15 protein-coding genes are annotated in these 18,444 nt (G+C 68.2%); 4 read left to right on the plus strand and 11 right to left on the minus strand.

All coding sequences use genetic code 11. From position 1 onward, the window contains the following. Positions 1-47: 47 nt before the first annotated feature. The 10 genes from RTQ83_RS13775 to RTQ83_RS13820 form a co-directional block, all read right to left on the minus strand. Positions 48-653, minus strand: coding sequence for a glutathione S-transferase N-terminal domain-containing protein (locus RTQ83_RS13775; RefSeq protein WP_312515510.1), 606 nt, complete (start codon positions 651-653; stop codon positions 48-50). A gap of 15 nt (positions 654-668) precedes the next feature. Then, a complete protein-coding gene (locus RTQ83_RS13780; protein ID WP_312515513.1) occupies positions 669-2,045 on the minus strand; it encodes a sensor histidine kinase in 1,377 nt (458 codons plus the stop codon). Then, entirely contained in the window at positions 2,042-3,373 is a 1,332-nt protein-coding gene (locus RTQ83_RS13785) for a sigma-54 dependent transcriptional regulator (protein ID WP_312515516.1), read from the minus strand. Before RTQ83_RS13785 ends, RTQ83_RS13780 begins: the two co-directional genes overlap by 4 nt. Positions 3,374-3,400: 27 nt before the next feature. Continuing rightward, complete coding sequence (locus RTQ83_RS13790) at positions 3,401-4,633, minus strand: FtsX-like permease family protein (protein ID WP_312515519.1); 1,233 nt, start codon at positions 4,631-4,633, stop codon at positions 3,401-3,403. 28 nt (positions 4,634-4,661) lie between these two features. Then, positions 4,662-5,972: an ABC transporter permease gene (locus RTQ83_RS13795; RefSeq protein ID WP_312515522.1), complete on the minus strand. Its 1,311-nt coding sequence runs from the start codon at positions 5,970-5,972 to the stop codon at positions 4,662-4,664. Between the two features lie 9 nt (positions 5,973-5,981). Beyond that, entirely contained in the window at positions 5,982-6,701 is a 720-nt protein-coding gene (locus tag RTQ83_RS13800) for an ABC transporter ATP-binding protein (RefSeq protein WP_312515525.1), read from the minus strand. Positions 6,702-6,744: 43 nt separating this feature from the next. After that, positions 6,745-8,010, minus strand: a complete 1,266-nt coding sequence (locus RTQ83_RS13805; RefSeq protein ID WP_312515528.1) for an efflux RND transporter periplasmic adaptor subunit — start codon at positions 8,008-8,010, stop codon at positions 6,745-6,747. Between the two features lie 171 nt (positions 8,011-8,181). Next, on the minus strand, positions 8,182-9,963 hold the full coding sequence (locus RTQ83_RS13810) for a YbhB/YbcL family Raf kinase inhibitor-like protein (protein WP_312515531.1): 1,782 nt from the start codon (positions 9,961-9,963) through the stop codon (positions 8,182-8,184). Positions 9,964-10,185: 222 nt separating this feature from the next. Continuing rightward, a complete protein-coding gene (locus RTQ83_RS13815) occupies positions 10,186-12,024 on the minus strand; it encodes a phytase (RefSeq protein ID WP_312515533.1) in 1,839 nt (612 codons plus the stop codon). Next, the gene (locus RTQ83_RS13820) at positions 12,024-14,528 is read right to left on the minus strand and encodes a TonB-dependent receptor (RefSeq protein ID WP_312515536.1); all 2,505 of its coding nucleotides are present in this window, start codon (positions 14,526-14,528) and stop codon (positions 12,024-12,026) included. The genes RTQ83_RS13815 and RTQ83_RS13820 overlap by 1 nt, the downstream gene beginning before the upstream one ends. A 282-nt stretch (positions 14,529-14,810) precedes the next feature. Between RTQ83_RS13820 and RTQ83_RS13825 the strand changes: the two genes are divergently transcribed. Together RTQ83_RS13825 and RTQ83_RS13830 are read left to right on the plus strand one after the other, a co-directional pair. After that, positions 14,811-15,665, plus strand: a complete 855-nt coding sequence (locus tag RTQ83_RS13825) for a GGDEF domain-containing protein (RefSeq protein ID WP_312515539.1) — start codon at positions 14,811-14,813, stop codon at positions 15,663-15,665. Further along, positions 15,662-16,714, plus strand: coding sequence for an AraC family transcriptional regulator ligand-binding domain-containing protein (locus RTQ83_RS13830; protein ID WP_312515542.1), 1,053 nt, complete (start codon positions 15,662-15,664; stop codon positions 16,712-16,714). The genes RTQ83_RS13825 and RTQ83_RS13830 overlap by 4 nt, the downstream gene beginning before the upstream one ends. A gap of 6 nt (positions 16,715-16,720) precedes the next feature. On the opposite strand, the gene RTQ83_RS13835 is transcribed toward RTQ83_RS13830, so the two are convergent. Further along, positions 16,721-17,110 (minus strand): lysozyme inhibitor LprI family protein, encoded by a 390-nt coding sequence (locus RTQ83_RS13835; protein ID WP_312515545.1) that lies wholly within the window; start codon positions 17,108-17,110, stop codon positions 16,721-16,723. Between the two features lie 120 nt (positions 17,111-17,230). Here RTQ83_RS13835 and RTQ83_RS13840 point away from each other — a divergent pair, with 120 nt between their 5' ends. After that, positions 17,231-17,476: a hypothetical protein gene (locus tag RTQ83_RS13840; protein ID WP_312515548.1), complete on the plus strand. Its 246-nt coding sequence runs from the start codon at positions 17,231-17,233 to the stop codon at positions 17,474-17,476. Continuing rightward, positions 17,469-18,431, plus strand: a complete 963-nt coding sequence (locus tag RTQ83_RS13845; RefSeq protein WP_312515551.1) for an alpha/beta fold hydrolase — start codon at positions 17,469-17,471, stop codon at positions 18,429-18,431. Before RTQ83_RS13840 ends, RTQ83_RS13845 begins: the two co-directional genes overlap by 8 nt. The last annotated feature ends 13 nt before the right edge of the window (positions 18,432-18,444 follow it).

Consider the following 18,444-nt stretch of genomic DNA (forward strand, 5'->3'; position numbering starts at 1 on the left):
AATGCCGATCTTACCAGACCATCGATGCCGCTCTGGCCGGAGCTGCCCTAGGCGACACCGTTATCGCACCAGTCATTGAAGCCCGGCCGCTCGGCCAGGCGCGCGTACCACGCCGCCACATGCGGATAGTCGGGGCGCGCCATCGGCGTCATGCGCCAGCGATTCACCGACAAGCCGAGCACGATGTCGGCCAGCGAGAACGCATCCCCCGCCACGTATGCGCCGGTCGCGCCCAGTTGCGCGTCGAGCAGCCCGACATGCCGGTTCCAGTTGTTGACCCCGGCCTCGATCTGGGCCGGATCGCGATGCGCGCTGCTGCCGCGCACCAGCGCCATGAAGGCGTAGCGCCACGCCGTATTCAATTCGGTCGCTTGCCAGTCCATCCATTGCTCCACACGCGCCCGAGGCTGGGCCTGGCGCGTCGGCGGCAGCAGCACCGCGCCGCCATAGCGGTTGCACAGGTAGCGGCAGATCGCATGCGACTCCCACAGCACGAAGTCGCCATCGACCAGCACCGGCACCATCCGGTTCGGATTGAGCGGCGCATCGCCGTCCTGCCAGTCGCGGCGCGTGAAGGGCACACCCAGTTCGGTGCAGGTCCACAGCACCTTGCGCACGTTGATCGAGGTGGCTTTACCGATGATGGTCAGCATGGCATCTCTTTCAGGTCAGGTCGAAACCGCGCCGGGCGGGGCCGGCAGGAACAGCGTCACCGCCAGTCCGCCGCCGTCGCGGTTGGCCAGGGTGATGCGGCCGCCGTGCGCCTCGGCGATCTCGCGTGCCAGCGCCAGCCCCAGGCCGGTGCCGCTGCGCTTGGTGGAATAGAAGGGCACCAGGGCCTGGGTCAGCACCGCTTCGCTCATGCCGCTGCCGCGATCGAGCACGTCGATGCGGATCTGGTCCTGCACGCGCCGCAGCTGCAGCTCGACGTCCTCGGGCGGTGACCCCGATTCGTGCGCGTTCTTCAACAGGTTGAGCAAGGCTTGTTCGACCTGCGCGGCATCGATCCAGGCCGCGTCCAACGGCAGCCCTCCGTCGATGCGGAACTGCACCTGCGACGCCAGGCGCGCCACCAGCGCGTCCCAGCGCTGCGCTTCCAGGCGCGGCGTCGGCAGCTTGGCGAAGCGCGCGTAGCCGAGGATGAAGCTCTCCAGGTGCCGGGTGCGCTCGCCGATGGTCTGCAAAATCTGCGGCAGGCGCTCGACCTGGCCGCGCCGCACCAGTTCCGCGCCCGAGTGGGCGAGCGACGCCAGCGGCGCCAGCGAGTTGTTGAGTTCATGGCTGATCACGCGGATCACCTTCTTCCAGGTCTGCACTTCCTGGCGCCGCAGTTCGGTCGTCAGGTGGCGCAGCAGCAGCAGTTCGTGGCGCCGTCCGTTGAGGGTGAAGGTGTTGCGCGCCAGGTGGTAGACCTCTTCATCCTCGCCTTCGCCGGCGGTGAACAGGCCATCGCCACCACGCGCCAGCGCTTCCTTCAGCGCCGGCGATGCGCCTTCCAGCACCGTACCCAGCGCATGGCCTTCGAGCTTGCGGCCGTGCGCCAGCAGCCGGCGCGCCGCCAGGTTGGCGTAGACGATGGCGCCGCTACCGGCACTCGATACCGTGTCAGCCACCAGCAGCATCGCCACCGGCGTGTTCTGCACCATGGTGTCGAGCAGCAGCTCGCGCTGCGCCAGTCCCAGGCGCTGCTCGCGCAGCACATTGCCGAGCCGGTTGTGGGCGGCGATCAAATCGCTCAATTCGTCGTTGTGCGGGTAGTAGAGGCCGAAGGAAAAGTCGCCGTCGCGGTAGCTGTCCACCGTGCCCTCGAGCGCGCGAAACAGCGACAGGATCGGCTGCACCTGGGTGCGCAGGGTGATGATCGCCACCGGCAGCAGGCCGGCCAGGCAGATGGCGGCCACCAGCAGCGGGTGGCCGGGGAACAGGTAATCGAGGCCGAGCGCGGTGAGGATGCCCAGCGCCAGCAGGGTGCCGACCAGCGCCGACAGGCGCGTGACCAGCGAAAAGCGGACGCCCTTCGGCCGTGCGCCGTCGGCCCGGCTCATGGACGCGCGATGCCGAGCCGCTCCATGCGGCGGTACAGCGCCTGGCGCGACAGTCCGAGTTCGCCCGCCGCCTGCGCCACCACGCCGCCGGCGCGGCCCAGGGCCGCCACGATGGCGTCGCGGTCCGGTTCCGCATCCTGCGCCGGCAGGCTGGCTGCCGGCAGGCCAAGGTCTTGCACCCGCACCGTGCCGCCGGCGCTGAGCAGGCCGGCGCGCGCCATCACGTTCTTCAGTTCGCGCACATTGCCGGGCCAGGGGTGCGCCAGCAGCGCCGCCTCGCTGGCCGCATCGAGCGTCTTGCCTGGCGCCAGGAAGGAGCGCGCCAGCGGCAGGATGTCGCCCGGGCGGCTGGCCAGGGGCGGCAGGCACAGCTCGATCACGTTGAGGCGGTAATACAGGTCTTCGCGAAAACTGCCGGCGCGGATCATCGACTGCAGGTCGGCGTTGGTGGCGCTGATCACGCGTACCTTGACCTGGCGCTCGCGGTTCGAGCCGAGGCGCTCGAAGCGGCCGGTCTCGAGCACCCGCAGCAGTTTCATCTGCCCGGCCGGCGGCAGGTTGCCGATCTCGTCGAGGAACAGGGTGCCGCCGTCGGCCGCTTCGAACTTGCCTTCGCGTGCGCGCGCCGCACCGGTATACGCCCCGGCCTCGGCGCCGAACAGCTCGGCCTCGATCAGTTCCGACGGCAGTGCGCCGCAGTTGAGCACCACGAACGGACCGTCCGCCACCTGTGAATTGGCCTGGATGATCTCGGCGATGCGCTCCTTGCCCGACCCGTTCGGCCCCGTGATCAGCACCGGCACGTCGGCGCGCGCCACCTGGCAGGCCAGGTGCAGCACGCGTTCGGTGGCCGGGTCTTGCCACACCAGGCCGTGCAGGTCGAAACGCTGTTCCAGCTCGCGCCGGTCCTTGCGTTCGCGCTGCAGGCGCGGTGCCAGTGCCCGGTTGGCCTGGCCCAGTTCGACCAGGTTGGTGACGGTGGCCAGCAGGCGCTCGTCGTTCCACGGCTTTGGCAGGTAGTCGGCGGCGCCGGCTTTCACCAGGTCGACCGCCGCGTCGAGATGGGTCCAGGCGGTGAGCAGGATCACCGGCAGATCGGGGTGGCGTGCGCGGATCTGGCGAAACAGCGCCACCCCTTCCTCGCCCGAGGTGGTGTCGGCCGTGAAGTTCATGTCCTGGATGACCAGGTCGACCGGCGCGCTGTCGAGCAGCGCCAGGCCCTCCTCGGGCGAAGCGGCGCTGAGCGCGGCGATGTCGTGCAGCGAGAACAGGACCTCGAGCGCGACCGCGACCGCGGCGTTGTCGTCAATGATGAGAACTGTGGGCATGGCCGCTAGCATAGCACCGGCTTGCCGCTATGCGCTGCGGGTGGCCAGCGCCGGCGAGATGCTGGCCGCGCGCCACGCCGGACCGTATGCGGCCAGGATGCCGAGCGCCCACAGTACCAGCGCTCCGGCCACCAGGTAGCCCAGCGGCAGGCGCGCCATCTCGAGCCGCGTCACCAGCAGCTGGTTCAATCCGACCCCGAGCAGGACGCCGCCGAATACGCCGGTGCTGGTGATCAGGAGATTTTCAAGGATGAAGTAGCGCAGGATATCGGTCTTCTTCGCGCCCAGCGCACGGCGCACGCCGATCTGCTTGCGGCGCTGGTTGACCCACAAGCTGGCCATGCCGACGATGCCGCCGGCGGTGATCAGGAGCAGCAGCAGGCTGACCACGACCAGCGTCCATGACAGCGCGACGTCGGCGCGGTAGCGCGCTTCGCGCAGATCATCGATGGTGCGCGTATTGAAGATGACCGGATCGCTGGAAGCCTTGCGCAGCGCGTCTTCGGCATCGCGGATCACCCGGTCGCGCTGGCCGGGTGCGGCGCGCATGGTGTAGGTGGCGCCGCCGTTGGCGCCGTATTCGCGCATCGGCAGGATGATCGAGAACTCGCCGCGTTCATCGATGCGCGCGCCGTGGTCCTGCAAGCGTTCGACCACGCCGACCACCGGGATCGCCATCGCGTCTTCGCCCATGCCGATGAACAGCGTCTTGCCGCTGCCCGGCTGGCCCGGCCACAACTTCGCGGCCAGTGCGCGCGTGACGATGGCCGCATGCGGCACCTCGCGCGAACCCAGGGTGACGTTCTGGAATTCGCCGGGCACGAAGTCGCGCCCTTCGACCAGTTTCAGGCCCCAGGTCTGCACCAGCGAGTCGGCGGTCATGTAGGTCGAGGCCCCGGTCGATTCCTTGATCTGCTTGCGGTCGATCGCCACGCTGGTGTTCCAGCCCGAGTTCGACATCGGCAGCTGGCCGACGTTGGCCGCCGACACCACGCCCGGCACCGCGCGCAGCAGTGCGATCTCGCGATCCAGGGTGGCCAGTTCCTGTTCGGGGCCATCGCTGCGCAGGTGGCTGGCGTTGATCGCGAACACCGCCTGTTCGTCGGCGATGCCGCTCGGGCGCGCCGCCGCGGCGCGCCGTTCGCTGACGATGTGCAGGGCGTTGGCCAGGATCGCCAGGCTGAGGGCAACCTGCAGCGCCACCAGGATCGGGCCGGTCTTGTTGCGCATCAGGCTTGAGAGGATGGGACGGATTTCCATATTGATTCTCCGTGACGGTTGTCGTGGTTTACTGGGATTTGAGCTGCAGCGCCGGCGTCACCTGGCAGGCGCGCCAGGTGGGCAGCAGTCCGGCCAGCAAGGCCGCCAGCACCGACAGCGCGAAGGTAAAGCCCAGCATCGCCAGGTCCATGCGTGCCACTGCCGCCATCGCGTTGCTCTGCATCGACAGCAGCGCCAGTGCGCCGAAGGCCAGCAACAGGCCCAGCACGCCGCCGGCCAGGCCGATCACCGCGCTCTCGGTCAGGAACTGGCGGAAGATGTCCTTGCGCGAGGCGCCCAGCGCGCGCCGGATGCCCACTTCCGATGCGCGCACCGAGAACTTTGCCAGCAGCAGGCCGATGGTGTTGACCAGGCACAGGGCCAGGAAGCCGAACGCCAGCCAGGCCGACAGCTTGTTGTCCTTGCCGACCACCTTCATGTGCACCAGCCATTCGGGCAGGTCGTACAGCTCGTTGGGCGCATTGCGCTGCATGCGGCCCAGCTTGCGCTGGTCGGCGGCGTAGTTGTCGAGCCAGGACTGCAGGCCGGCGCGGTCTGCGCTGGACGCGGTCTCGAACCAGAACTGGAGCCAGGTACATTCCGAGCGCAGGATGCCCTCGAAGCCGGGATCGGAACGCGCGCTGCAGCTCATGCCGCCGTTGTGCGAACTCTTGTGCCGGATCGACGAGGCCAGCGGGATGAACAGGTCTTCGTTGACGCCGAACTTGCGGCCGTTCTGCAGCTGGTAGTAGCGCGGCTGCGGCGACCACGCGTCGATCACGCCGACCACGGTGAACGGCGCATCGAGCATGCGCACCTGGCGCCCGACCGGGTTGGCGTCGCCGAACAGCTTTTCCGCCATCTCGCGGCTGAGCACCACCACGTCGGCGCCGCGCGCGTCGTCGGTCTCGCTCCACGCCTGGCCGTGCAGGAACGGGACGTCGAACATGGCGAAGAAGTCGCGCGTGGGTGCCATGCCCTCGGTCCAGAACGGCTCGATCTTCTTGTCGGGCGGTTCGATCACGGTGGCGATACCGTACATGCCGGTGCGGCGCACGCCCTGGCCGCTTTTGAGCAGGTTGACGACGTCGATGTAGGTGAGCTGGTCGTCGCCGCGCTCGTCGCCAGGATCGTAGTTCTCGGCCGGCCGCACGTCGAGCACCGGCGCGAACAGGCGCGCGCTCTTGTGCGGGATCGGGTCGCCCGACATCATGTGCAGGATGGCGAGGGTAGAGACGCTGGCGGCGACGCCGACCGCCAGTGTCAGCACCATCAATGCGGTCAGGACCGGGTTGCGGCGCAGGCTGCGCACGCCGAGCTTGAAGTAGTAGGCGAACATGGCGCGTCCTTATGCCGGTACGGCGGCGGTGGCGGCGTCGTCGACCAGGCTCGGGCTGCGCCGCACCAGGTCCGACACCTGGCCGTCGATGATGTGCACGTTGCGGTGGGTGCGCACCGCCAGCTCGGGGTCGTGGGTCACCATCAGGATGGTGGTGCCGGCGGCGTTGATCTGTTCCAGCAGCTCCATCACGCCGCGCGCCATCTGGGTGTCGAGATTGCCGGTCGGTTCGTCGGCCAGCAGCAGCTTTGGCGAGCCGGCCAGCGCGCGCGCGATCGCCACCCGCTGCTGCTGGCCGCCCGACAGTTCGGCCGGGTAGTGCTTCATGCGCGAAGCCAGGCCGACCTTGGCCAGCGCATCCTCGATGCGTTCCTTGCGTTCGCGCGCGTTGAAGCCGCGGTAGCGCAGCGGCACGTCGACGTTGTCGAACAGGTTCAGGTCGGGGATCAGGTTGAAGCCCTGGAAGATGAAACCGAGTTTTTCGTTGCGCAGGCGTGAGCGGGCATTGTCGTCCAGGCCTTTGACGTTGACGCCGTCGAGGATGTATTCGCCGCCGCTGAATTCTTCCAGCAGGCCGGCGATGTTGAGGAAGCTGGTCTTGCCCGAGCCCGAGGGCCCGGTGACGGTGACGAATTCGCCGGCGCTCACCTGGATCTCGAAGCCGCGCAGGGCGTGGGTTTCGATCATGTGGGTGCGGTACACCTTGCTCAGATTGGACATGCGCAGCATGGTCATGCTCCTTGGTGTTGGATGTTGGATGTGTAGTTGATGCTCAGTTGATAGATACGCGCTCGGCGTTCTTGAAGGCGTCGGTGCCGGAGATGACGACCTGGTCGCCCGGTTTCAGGCCCGACACGATCTCGACCGACGACAGGCTGGTGGCGCCGAGCCGGATCGGGGTGCGCAGCGCGACGCCGTCGCGTACCACGTAGGCATGGCGTCCGCCTTCGCTCTCGACGAAGGGGCCGCGCGGCAGCATCAGGACGTTCGGCTTTTCCTCGATCAGGAGGCGTGCGGTGACGCGCTGGCTCTGGCGCAGGCCTTTGGGCTGCTCGCCGTCGAAGCGCACCCGCGCCAGCACCTGGTTCTTGACCACCTCGGGCGACAGCGCCGACAGCTTGCCGCCGGCCTGGCCGGCGGGCAGCGCGATCACGGCGTTCATGCCCAGGCCCAGGTCGGCGGCGTAGGTTTCGGGCACTTCGAGTTCGACTTCGAGCTTGGACAGGTCGACCAGCGTCATCAGGGGCGCGTTGGCGGCCACCACCATGCGGTTCTGGACATTCAGGGTGCCGATGAAGCCGTCGACCGGCGCGCGCACCGTGAGTTCGTCGACGCGGCGCTGGGCGTTGGCCATCGACAGGCGCGCGCGTTCCAGTTCGTTGGCCTTCGTTCTAATCGCCAGCTCGACGTCGTCGCCTTCCAGCGTCGCGGCCTGCGCCGCGTGGCGGGCGCGGATGCCGGCCGAGTTCACGGCGTCCTTGGCCTTCTGGTAGTCGATCTTGGCGATGATGCCGACCGTGCCGACGCTGTCGTAGCGCTCCAGCGTGCGCTGGGCCGACAGGCGCTCGATTTCGGCGGTGTCGGCTTCGCGCTGCGCCAGCAGCTTCTGCTTGCGCGACAGGATCTGCTGGCGCGCCACTTCGGCTTTCAGCTGTTCGTAGCTCGAGACTTCGCGCTTGAGGGCGTCGGTGAGGTCGGGCGACTCCAGCACCGCCAGCACGTCGCCCTTCTTGACGGTGTCGCCGGCGGCGACCTGCAGGTTGACGGTGGCGGGGGCGGTGGCGTACAGGGTCGGGCTGACGGCGGCCACCACGCGGCCATTGACGGCGGCGTCGCGCACCAGCGTGCCGCGCCCGACTTCGGCGATGCGCAGGCGGCTGCCTGATACCGAGTGTTCGCTGCCGTTCCAGGCGGCGAACAGGGTGGCGCTGATGGCGAGCAGGGCGACGGCGGCGCCGAGCAGCAGCGCGCGGCGCTTGAGCTTGTGGGAAGGCGGCGGGGCCAGGACGGTGTCCTGGTGGGCGGTATCGCGGATCATGGGTTTGTCCAGTAACGACGGTTGATGGTCGTTATTGCACGAACCGTGCCAGCGATCAGGTCATTGATTCATAAAGGAAAACGGACGGGCAGCGGTGTCCGCGCCGTCCGTCCGGTCAGGAAGCGGTCGCCCGCGGACACAAGCGTGTCCGCAACCGCGTCCGCGCTTCGCTTACTTTTGCGGCTGCTGCTTCTGACCGTATTTGCCGACGATCTCGCCCTTGGCCAGCACGTGTCCGCGCATCGCCTGCAGCACCTGGTCGCGGTCCGCACCGAACGGCACGTCCAGCATCTTGTCCAGCGCGTAGACCTGGAAGTGATAGCGGTGCGCCGCTTCGCCCACCGGCGGCTTGGGACCGTAGTAGCCCGGCGCCCCGCGCGTGGTGCGTCCCTGCAGCACGCCGTCCGGATCAGACAGGCGCGCCTGCTCCTGCACGCCTTCCGGCACGCTGGTGATGTTGCCCGGGATGTTCCACATCACCCAGTGCACGAACGGCGTTACCGGTTTCGCATCCGGGTCTTCCATGATGACCGCGTATGACTTGGCGCCCGCTACCGCTTTCCACGACAGTGCCGGCGACACGCCGTCGGCATACTCGGTGTAGCGGTCGTCCATCATGCCGTTGGCGGCGAAGCTGGACGAGGTCACGGACAAGGAGCCCTTGGCTTCGGTCTCGGCGCGCTTGTTCGCCAGCGGTACGTTGTTGCCCTTGTTGGCCTGTTCCTCCATCGGGCCGGCCGGGGCTTTCGCCGGGGTGCCGCCTTTGCCGCCGCTGTTGCCAGTATAGGCCACACGGTAGATGACACCATTCGCATCGTCCGCCATCAGCAGCGAGCCATCCTTGGCCATCGCCAGGCCCACCGGGCGCGCGATGTGGGTCTTGCCACCGTCGGTCAGGAAACCGGTGACGAACGGCTCCACCGACTTGGCCTGACCGTTCTCGAAGCGCACGCGCACGATCTCGTAGCCCGAGGCCGGCACCCGGTTCCACGAACCGCGCATGGTCACGAACGCGTCGCCCTGGTATTCGGCCGGGAAGGCGCTGCCGGCGGCGAACACCCACTGCATCGGCGCCGCGTGCGCGGTGTAGCCGACCACCATCGGGGTGCTGCGCGCCTTCCACTCTTCCTTGCTGATCTCGCCCTGCGGCGTGCTTTGCGGGTAGATGTCGCCCTTGCCGTAGACGTGCGGCCAGCCGTACTGCTTGCCCAGTTCGATCTTGTTGACTTCTTCCGGCTGCACGTCGTCGCCCAGGAAGTCGATGCCATGGTCGAAGCCCCACAGTTCGCCCGTGGTCGGATGCCAGGCGAAGCCGATCGTGTTGCGCAATCCGCTGGCGAAGATGGTGCGGCTCTTGCCGTCCGGGGAAATGCGCAGCATGGTCGCGTTTTCGACGTTGCTCTCGTTGCAGGCGTTGCAGGTGCTGCCCACGCTCAGGTACAGCATGCCGTCCGGGCCGAAGGCCATGGTGCGGTTGGCGTGCTGGCCGGCGTCGGGCAGGTCGCCGATCAGCATCTGCAGTTCGCCCAGGCGGCCGTCGCTCTTCATGTCGGCCACGAACAGTTCCTTGGCGGTGACCAGGTACAGCTTGTTGTCGCGGATCGCCAGGCCGTGCGCACCGGCGCGGTTGGCCACCGTGATGGCCGGACCGTCGGCGCGGCCGTCGCCGTTGGCGTCGCGCAGCAGCAGCACGTCGCCCTGGTCGCGCCGGCTCACGTACACGTCACCGTTCGGCGCCACCGCGATGATGCGGGTGTTTTTGAGACCGGTCGCGAATGCGCTCACCGTGAAGCCGGGCGGCGCCTTCAATGCCTTGATGCGCTCCGGCGTCGCCTCGACCTTGTTCGGCTTCCAGACGTTGATGTTGGTGGAGAACTTGGTGCCGTCGCCCTGCTGGGCGGAAGCGGCGCCGAATGCCAGGCATAGCGCGGCTGCGAGCGAAGCGCGTTTCATGAAGGGCCTACCTTTCTTGGTGGTCGTTGCGATCGTTGGTATTGGAAGCCTTACGGAGAAGATCGTGCCAGAGCCTTACACAACGGTATGTGGGGAAACGTACATTGTCAGTTCTATTTCCAGCGTGCATTAGATGCATATGCGCCGGCATTCGGCGGCCCAAAACGCAAACAGGCGCGCCCGAACTGCGGCGCGCCTGATGCTGCTGTTCCAGCTGAAGTGTTACTTGTCGTCGTCCAGCTTCAAGGCCTTGGCGATATCGTCCCACGCCACCGCCTTGTAGTTCTGCGACGCGTCCGGCATGCGCTTGAAGCCGTCGTGCACCACCAGCATGCCGCGTGCGTACGGGCCGCCGAAGTTGGCCGACGAGACTTCCAGGCCGTCGGTCTCGGAAGCGCCGTCGATACCGTTGACCGCATCAAGACCGATGCGGAAAGCGCCGCGCACCTTAAATGGCGGCAGGGCGTCGAACACCACGTAGCTGCTGTTGCCCTGGCTCGACACCACCAGGTAGCTCTTGTTGGCGCCCTGGTAGATGCCCATGCCTTCGATGTCGTCGTGCAGCCATTCGCCCACCGGCATCACCATCTTCAGCGTGGCCGGCTCATTGGCCTTGGCCGAGGTCACCCACAGGGCGTGGTCTTCCTCGCCGACGAACAGCAGGCCGCTGCGGTCGTCCGCCACGCAGCCTTCGGGCTGGGTCGCCACCTTGAAGGTGCGTGCCAGGCGCGCGCCGAACTTGCCGTTGCTGCGCGTGATCTGGTAGTGCTCGTAGCGGCCGTCCTTGGCGTTGACGAAGGCGTCCATGCCGCCTTCCGCCGTGCGATACACGCAGGTGCCGTAGATGTCGTCCAGCGTGGTCGGCAGGCGCGCGGCCTCGGTCAAGGTGCCTTGCTTGTCGATCGTGTACAGCACCATGCTGCTTTCGTCGCGCTGGGTGGCCAGCGCGATGTCGAAGCGTTCGTCGCCGAAGCGCAGGTCCTGGCGCAGGTCGACGTTGTTCAGACGGCCCGAGGCCAGGAACTGGGTCTGCTTGCCCTGCAGGTCGTACACCAGCATGCCCTGCTTCTTGTTGGTGCCGAGGATGCGCGACTTGCTTGGGTCGGTCGGATGGACCCAGATCGCCGGATCGTCGGCGGCGTCGCCCAGCTGCGCGACCGGTTCGGTCTGCATGCGCGGCAGCACGATCGGCAGCGCGCGCGGCGCCGGCGTGCCGGCTTTCCACGCCAGCGCCGGGGTTTGCCAGCCGGCCTTGGCGCGCACCAGCAGGCGCGCATTGGCGTCCAGTGCCACCATCTGGTCGGCGCCCAGCGCCCGCGCCGGCAGGGCGCGCCAGTCGGCGCCGTCGCGGCGCCAGGTGTGCAGCGTGCCTTTCCCGTCGAGTGCGGCCAGGCCGCCCGGCAGCACGGCCAGCGCGGTGATTTCTTGTTTCAGCTTGCCGTGCGGTGCGCGCAGCGCCACCGGGGCGCGCGTGGCCGGGCCTTCGGCGCTGGCGCCGTAGGCCCAGATGCCCATGCCTTCTTCGGCCACGAACAGGGTGTCGTGGGCGTCGTCGACGCGGCATTGCTCGACGCCGTTCGGCAGCGCCAGACGGCGCACCAGGCGGTGCGGGCTGCCGATCAGCCATTGCTGCGCCTGGCCATCGGGGCCGACCAGGAAGGCGTAGTCGAGCTGCTGGGCGTCGCGGTACATGCAGGCCGCCTCCAGACCGAAGCCGGTTTCGGGCAGCGGCGCCAGCGCGCTCAGGGTGCCGGCCTTGAGGTCCACCCGCACCGGCTGCGCGCGCTCGGCGTTGGAGTCGACCACCACGGCCAGCGCGCCGCCGTCGACCGGACGCAGGTCGAGCCGCTCGCCGCGCAGCGCCAGGCTGGCGCGTTCGCTGCCGTCAGCGCCAATCAGGCGCAGGGCGCGCTTGTCGAGCGCCAGCCAGCCGCCGCCGGGCAGGGCGGCGATTTCCTCGGCCTTGTCCAGTGCGGCCGGGACTTTCGTTGCAGCCGCTGCCGCTGCTGCTGCTGCACCGTGCAGCGCCGCCAGGATGATGAGTAGAACTGCTTTTTTCATTAGAAGATGCTCGCTTTCAGACCGATCTTGTAGGTGCGGCCGTATTGTTCGAATTGCGCGTTGCGCGACTTGTCGCCCAGGTAGACGTAGTATTTTTCGTTATTCAGGTTGCTGGCGTCGAAGGTCAGCTGCCAGCGCTTGCCGATCTTCCACGACATCGACAGGTCGAGCTGCTTCTGGGTGTCGACGTAGCGGTCCTGGGTGCCATCGAGCACGTCCTCGCCCAGCTCCAGCAGGTAAGGCGACTTGTAGTTCATCGCCAGGCGCGCGCTGAACGGACCGGCCTCATAGCCCAGCATCAGGTTGCCGATGCGGTTCGACTGGCCCGGCATGCGGATGCTGCGGGTGGCGCGGCCACCGTCGCCGTCGGCGCTGTCGATATCGGCGCGCGAGGTCGAGATGGTGCCGTTGATCCCCACCAGCAGACCGTCGAACGGCGCCGGTAGCATGCGCAGCGGCTGCTGCCAGGCCAGTTCGATGCCGCGCACACGGGCCTTGTCGCCGTTGGCGTACGAGATCGCGCTCGAGAAATCAAGCCATTCTCCGCTGCCGGCCAGGTCGGTGGCGTAGGTGAAGTTGCGGATTTCCTTGTTGAAGACATAGGCCGACATCACGCCGTCGTTGCCGATCACGCGCTCGACGCCCAGGTCCAGATTGTGCGAGCGCAGCGGCGCCAGGTCCGGGTTGCCGATGGTGGCTTCGTCGTCGCCGTCCAGGCTCACGCCCGGCGCCAGCTGGGCGAAGTTGGCGCGCACCACCGAGTTGCTCCAGGCCGCGCGCAGGCTGGTCTTCTGGTCGACGTCGTAGCGCAGGTGCATGCCCGGCAGCCAGTTGGTGTATGAGCGCGAGGCGGCGCGCGGCGTCACTTCGTCTTCGTCGGTGACCTGCGAGCCGTCGGCCCTGAAGCGGGTGTGCTCGGCGCGCACGCCGGCCAGCAGCGACCAGGCGCCGCGGCGCAGGCCGGCCTGCAGGTAGGCGGCATCGATGTCTTCCTGCAGCTTGAAGTCGTCCAGCGCCGAGTCGACGATCACGCGCGCATTGGCGCGGTTCAGGCCTGCCAGGCGGGCGCGCACCAGGGCCGGGTCGATCGCGTAGCCGATCGGGCCGAATTTGTAGTCGAGCTGGCGGTTGCCGATGAAGTCGGTCAGCGAGTTGCCGCCGGCGCCCCAGTAGTCGCCATCTTCCGGATCGTCGCTGCCGAATTCGTAGGCTTCGGTGTCGGTCTGCTTGTCGCGGCGGATCGCCTTGGCGCCGAACTTGAAGGTGCCGCTCCAGTCACCGGCGTCGAACTCGCGTTGCAGGTCGAGGCGCAGCTGGTGGGCGGTGTCCTTGGCGTAGGCGCGTTCCAGCGCGAACGAATCGAGTTCGTAGTTGGCCGCGTCAAAAGCGGCAGTTGGTGCGATCAGGTGTGGGGCGCGGGTGTTGTTGAAGCCGACGCCACTGAAGCTGTCGATGCCCTTGAAGCGCGCATCGGCGATGGCGTCCGGGGTTTCATCGGTGGCGCGGCTGGTGGCCGCTTCCAGGTGCAGCTTCCAGTTGTCGCCGAAGCGACGGTCGAAGGCGCCGGTGAGCGAGCGGATCTCTTGTGTGTACTTGCGCTGGCGCAGGCGCCGTTCCAGGCTGGCGGTATCGAGTTCGCCTTCGCGCACGCCGTCTTCGTTCTCTTCGAAGTCGCCCACGGTCAGGCGGTCGCGCGACTCTTCGTCCGAGAAGCGGCTGATGAAGCCGCGCAGCGACATGCTGGTGGCCGCGTCCGGACGGTAATCCAGGTTGATCGCGCCGGCGCGGCGTTCGCGTGTCGGAGAATAGTCGCGCAGCTCGAAGCCGGCCAGGCGCTCGCCGTTCCAGTCGCCGCCGCTCTCGACGTTGTCGGAGCCGAACTTGCGCTTCTCGCCCGAGATGCCGACCGCGACGCCGAATTTGTTGTCCAGGAAGCGCTGCGCCCACAGCAGGTTGGCGCTAGGGCTGTTCTGGCCCGTGTTGGTGTCGTGGCCGGCGGCGGCGCCGACGCTCAGCAGGGTGCCGGGCAGGTCGAATGCCGACAGGGTCTTGACTTCCACCGTGCCGCCCAGCGAGTTGGCGTCCATGTCGGGCGTGAGCGACTTGGTCACTTCGAGCGAGCGCACCAGGCCGGCCGGCAGCACGTCGAGCGCCACCGCGCGGCGCGTGGCTTCGGGCGACGGCACCAGGGCGCCATTGATGGTCACCGCGTTGTAGTCGGCGTCCAGGCCGCGCACCACCACGTAGCGGCCTTCGCCCTGGTCGCGCTGGACCGACACGCCCGGCATGCGCGCCAGCGCTTCGGCGGCGTTCTTGTCGGGCAGGTGGCCGATGTCGTCGCTGCTGACGACGCTGACGATATTGTCGGCCTGTTCCTGCACGGCGATGGCACGCGCCAGGCTGGCGCGCTGGCCGGTGATGACGACGCTCGGTTCGTCGGCGGCGTGCGCGCCGGCAGCGGCCAGCAGGCTGGCGGTGATGGCGGGGAGGGCGAAATGGCGCATGGGGGCGAGGTGGTTGTTTGGAATGGGGCGGATTCTGGCGTCCCGATATGACGTATCGGTGACGCCTTCCCGTGCATTGGCCGGGTTTCAGGCCGCATGAGCCGAATTGACTCTCCCACTTGGGCAACCTGCCGCCCGCGGTGCGCGCCGACGGCCGGTGACAGGCAGGAAGTGATGAGCTGTTTTGACCCTGTGCCGAAGCGCCACAGATTCGTTGTCCTGTCATTACGCGGTCATCTGGCTGCGCTATGGTCAGCCGGTTTTCCACCTGGCCTTTCTTCCATGAACGTCGTCGCCCGCCATCTCGTCCTGCTTGTCGGCTTGCTCGCCAGCTTTGCCCTGCTGTTCGTCGGCGCCGGCCAGGCAATCCCGTTCGCCGAATGGGACCTGGTCGACATCGCCAGCGAGGGCGGGACCGCGCTCCTGGCCGCGCTGTGGTGCCTGATCGTGCTGTGCAGCCGCCCGGACGGCCGGGTGACGCGCCTGCTGGCCGGCGGCCTGGCCTGCATCATGCTCGGCTCGTGGGCCGACTGCCTGGACGAAGCCTTCGACATCGACAAGTCGGCGCTGTGGGACAACGCGCTGGAAGCGCTGCTGCCGCTCGGGATGCTGGTGCTGACGGCCGGCATGTACTACTGGCGCCACGAGCAGGCCAACCTGTCCGAACACATGAGGAAGCGCGAGCGGCTGTTCCGCAGCCATCGCCCGTTCGACCGCATCACGCAGCTGGCCGATGCCGCCTACCTGCGCGAGCAGCTGCGCCGCGAAAGCGGCAACGACGGGCCGTGCGCGCTGGTGCTGTTCGACATCGACGACTTCCACCGCATCAACCGCGAGCACGGCCAGGGCGAGGGCGACCGCGCGCTGCAGGCGGTGGCGCACATGCTGCTGCTGAATCTGCGCAACGACGACCTGCTGTGCCGCTACGCGGGCGACCGCTTCGCCGTGCTGATGCCGGGCCTGGACCAGTACCAAGGCGAAGCCGCGGCCCAGCACCTGTGCCGCATGGTGGGCGCGATGCATCACCACGCCGGCAGCCGGCGCATGCCGCTCACGCTGCGCCACGGCTGCGCCGATGCGCAGGGCGCGCCGGATGCATTGCTGGCCGCCCTGTGCCGCCGGATGGACGCCGTGTGATCGCCTGGCAGCCGGCCGGCGAACCGTCGATCCCGGCGCGCCTGCAGCCGGCGCTGGCGCTGGAATACGGCCGCTCGCACGAATTGAGCGATGCGCAGATGCTGCGCGAGACCGGATTGACCGACGTCCTGGCGCCGGACGGGCTGGTGTCACCTAGCCAGTATCTGCAGCTGCTGGCCAACACCCTGCGCGGCCTGGACAGCCCCGACACCAGCTTCATGCTCGGCCAATTGATGCTGCCCGGGCACGACGGCGCCGCCAGCCATGCGCTGGTGCAGGCGCCGAACCTGCGCGTGCTGCTCGAGACGCTGTGCCGCTTCCACGCGCGCCTGACGCCCTTGCTGCGGCCGCGCTTCGAGACCTGGGAAGGCGTCGCGCTGCTGTACTGGGTCGATGCCTACGGCGCCCCGAGCCTGCGCCCGGCGCTGGTCGAGATGCACATGACGGCACTGGTGGCGCTGTGCCGCTGGCTCGGTGGCGAACGCCTGCCGTGGCGCTTCTGCTTCAACCGCGGCGCGCCGCGCCACGTCGAGCAGCACCAGGTGCACCTGGGCGCCGACCTGCGCTTCGGCTGCCAGCTCGACGCCATGCTGGTCGATGCGGCCTGGCTCGACCGGCCATGGCCGCGCGCCAGCGAGATGGCCTCGCGCCTGGCACTGCAGGCGGCCGGGAGCGAAGCGGCGCGTGCACCCGGCCTGCCGGCGGCGCTGTACGACTATCTGCTGGAACGCGTACGCGAGGCACCGACACTGGAGCGCACGGCGAGCGACTTCGGCGTCAGCCCGGCCACCTTCAAGCGCCAGCTGCTGCGCCACCATACCCACTTCCAGGGCGAGCTGGATCAGGTGCGTACCCACGTGGCGCTGTGGCTGTTCCAGGTGCGGCGCGCCGACAACGAGGAAGTGGCACGCTATCTCGGTTTTCATGACGCCGCCAACTTCCGCCGCTCGTTCAAGCGCTGGACCGGTTTGACGCCGGGGCCGATCCGGGCCGCGCTCGACGGCGAGCTGGGCTGGTTCGCGCGGCTGCAGGGGGCGGCCGGTGCCTGAATCGTTTTAATCGTTGTCGTAGGCACCGAACTGGCGCGCGCGCATCTCGGCGTGCGCGGTCTTGCAGCGCAGCCGGTGGCGTTCGCGCAGGCTGGCCGCGTGGTGCGCCAGGTAGACCGCGTCGCAGTCGTCGTCGCGGTAAGCGATCCACTGGCGCTGGGCGTCGGCCAGCGTGCGCAATGCCGCCTGCGCGTCGGGCGCGGGATCGTCGTGCACGGCGCGCACCACGGCGCGGTAGCGCTGGTCCAGGGCCTGGTCGGCGGCGGCGAGCCTGTTTTCTTCGCAGCGCAGGATGACGTCGGCGTCGCCGTTCGGCGGACAGTCGGGGGGCTGGGCGCCGGCACGGGGAGCCCAGGCGAACAGCAGCAGCGCAAGCAGAAGGGGAGTTGGGGACACCGGCGTATCTCCGCAGCAGACCTTCATACAGACCTGGGCGCGGGCCGATGGTTCCGCCAGATGTTATTCTTGCATCCTGCAGCAATCGCTTTCATCCATACGCCTTGCAGGAGAGCCCTGATGTCCCCACTCGAGAAGAAGTTGCCGTTCATCGCCGCCGTCAGCGTGTGCACCGTCCTGACCACCATGGCCATCATGAGCGCAGCCGGCCTGCCGCCGATGGCCAGCTTCAACCTGGCGCAGTTCGTCCTGTACTTCTTCTGCTTCTTCGGGGTGTGGCGCGCCTACTCCTTCCTCGGCTGGCTGCTGGTGCTGTGGATTTCGCCGGCGACCATCACCGGCATGAAGGAGTCGCGCAATGGCTGACCGCTTTCCGATCGCCGCTGGCTTGATACTGTCCGCCAGCCTGGCCTGCGCGGCGCAGGCGGCCGAGCAGCCGATCACGCTCGACACGCCATCCGGCCAGATCGCCGGCACGCTGGAGTTGCCCAACAGCGGCGGACAGCACCGCATCGCCCTGATCATCGCCGGCTCCGGCCCTACCGACCGCGACGGCAACAACCCGATGCTCCCGGGCCGCAACGACAGCCTCAAGCAACTGGCGCTGGCGCTGGCGGACGCCGGCATCGCCTCGGTGCGCTACGACAAGCGCGGCATCGCCGCCAGCAAGCCGGCCGGCCTGGACGAATCGGCGCTGCGCTTCGACACCTATGTCGAGGATGCCGCGGCCTGGATCGCCAAGCTGAAGGCCGACCCGCGCTTCACCGCGCCCGCCGTGATCGGCCACAGCGAAGGTTCGCTGATCGGCATGCTGGCGGCGCAACAGGCCGGCGCTTCGGCCTTCGTCTCGATCGCCGGCATCGCCGACGCCGCGCCCGTCGTGATGCGCAAGCAGCTCGACGGCAAGCTGCCGCCGGAGCTGATGAAGGAGAGCGAGCGCATCCTGTCTTCACTGGAAAGCGGCGCCACCGTGGACAACGTGCCGCCGGCGCTGGCCGCGCTGTACCGGCCCAGCGTCCAGCCCTACCTGATCTCGTGGTTCAAGCACGTGCCGACCAAACAGATCGCGGCGCTGAACATGCCGGTGCTGGTGGTGCAGGGCAATACCGACATGCAGGTCGAGGTCGGGCAAGCCAATGCGCTGCATGCGGCGAAGGACGGCGCCCTGCTTGCCATCATCCCCGGCATGAACCACGTGCTCAAGCACGTGCGGGCGATCCCGAGCCAGCAGGCGGCGTCGTATTCCGACCCCAGCCTGCCGGTCGACCCGCTGCTGGTGAAGGCGGTGGCCGACTTTCTCAAGCGCGGCAACGCCGGATAATTCGTCAGGCTGC

It is taken from the genome of Massilia sp. (assembly GCF_031995545.1).
GTDB lineage: Bacteria > Pseudomonadota > Gammaproteobacteria > Burkholderiales > Burkholderiaceae_D > Telluria.